Raw genomic sequence first — 1,070 nt, 5'->3', positions numbered from 1 at the left:
ACAACCAAAACAACAGAAAAATAAAAGAAAAGTATAAATAGTAACCATCGCCAGATTGAGATTGTTTGCAAGGTCTTTTGAAGCCCGTTGCCGGACTTCGTTGCCGACACCCTCTGTCTGGCTATTTTCATGTATGGAGGATAACTGCCTATGGCAAAAAACAAAACAGAGATTCATGTTACAACGGTGTTTGACGGGGAGCTGGACGCAACCGATGTGTTCGTCAGCCTGATTTCCCAGAAATACGGTAAGACAAATATGAAAGAATATCTTGCTAAAAAGAGAGATATGAAGTATAATGAAGATGAGGTTCAAAAGAGCCAGATACCGTCTGGATTGTGTGGGTAAATGGCTATGATGAACGAAATGGAATACAGAACAATCGGTTCGGCACTTGCCGGGGGTTATCGTGCAGCGGTCTATTGCAGACTGTCAAAGGACGATGACCTGCAAGGCGAAAGTGCCAGTATCGCAAACCAGCGTGATATGCTGGAAAAATACTGCGAAAAGCAGGGATGGGAGGTTGTGGCAGTCTATCAGGACGATGGCTTCACAGGTCTTAATATGGAGCGTCCTGATTTACAGAGAATGTTGAGAGCCATTGAGCGCAGGCAAATCAACCTTGTCATCACGAAAGACCTCAGCCGACTGGGGCGTAACTATCTGCAAACCGGGCATTTGATTGAGGACTTTTTCCCAAGAAATGGTGTCCGCTATATCGCCATGAATGACGGTATCGACACCCTGCGGGATAACAACGATATTGCCCCGTTCAAGAATATCCTGAACGAGATGTACAGCAAGGATATTTCCAAGAAAGTCCATTCCTCTTATCTTCTGAAAGCGCAGAAAGGACAGTTTACCGGGTGTCTTGCCCCGTTTGGGTATCGGAAAGACCCGGAGGACAAAAACCATCTGCTCATTGACGAGGAAACCGCCCCGATTGTGCGGCTGATTTTCGGATATGCCCTAAACGGTCATGGTCCGAACTATATCCGCAGACGGCTGGAGGAAGAAAAAATCCCCTGCCCCACATGGTGGAACCGGGAACGGGGGCTTCGCAATACCCG

3 protein-coding genes are annotated in these 1,070 nt (G+C 47.2%); 2 read left to right on the top strand and 1 reads right to left on the bottom strand.

Translation table 11 applies throughout. The features are described 5' to 3' along the window. On the bottom strand, nt 1–177 hold a 177-nt coding region (locus LIZ66_RS18830), incomplete at its 3' end, for a tweety protein (protein WP_082425556.1). Between LIZ66_RS18830 and LIZ66_RS18305 the strand changes: the two genes are divergently transcribed. Both LIZ66_RS18305 and LIZ66_RS18300 read left to right on the top strand, forming a co-directional pair. Then, nucleotides 151–348, top strand: a complete 198-nt coding sequence (locus LIZ66_RS18305; RefSeq protein ID WP_227083179.1) for a hypothetical protein — start codon at nt 151–153, stop codon at nt 346–348. The genes LIZ66_RS18830 and LIZ66_RS18305 overlap by 27 nt on opposite strands. Beyond that, nucleotides 349–1,070: recombinase family protein (locus tag LIZ66_RS18300; RefSeq protein WP_158553866.1), on the top strand; the 722-nt coding region annotated here is incomplete at its 3' end. It abuts the gene before it with no gap.

The sequence above is a fragment of the Blautia faecis genome (assembly GCF_020554845.1).
In the GTDB taxonomy this organism is placed as follows: Bacteria; Bacillota; Clostridia; order Lachnospirales; family Lachnospiraceae; genus Blautia_A; species Blautia_A faecis.
This window is presented reverse-complemented; position numbering and strand designations above follow the sequence as displayed.

Bases quoted from the DNA above. Each gene is read 5' to 3' on its own strand.
- LIZ66_RS18305 (WP_227083179.1), top strand. From the start codon at position 151: ATGGCAAAAAACAAAACAGAGATTCATGTTACAACGGTGTTTGACGGG.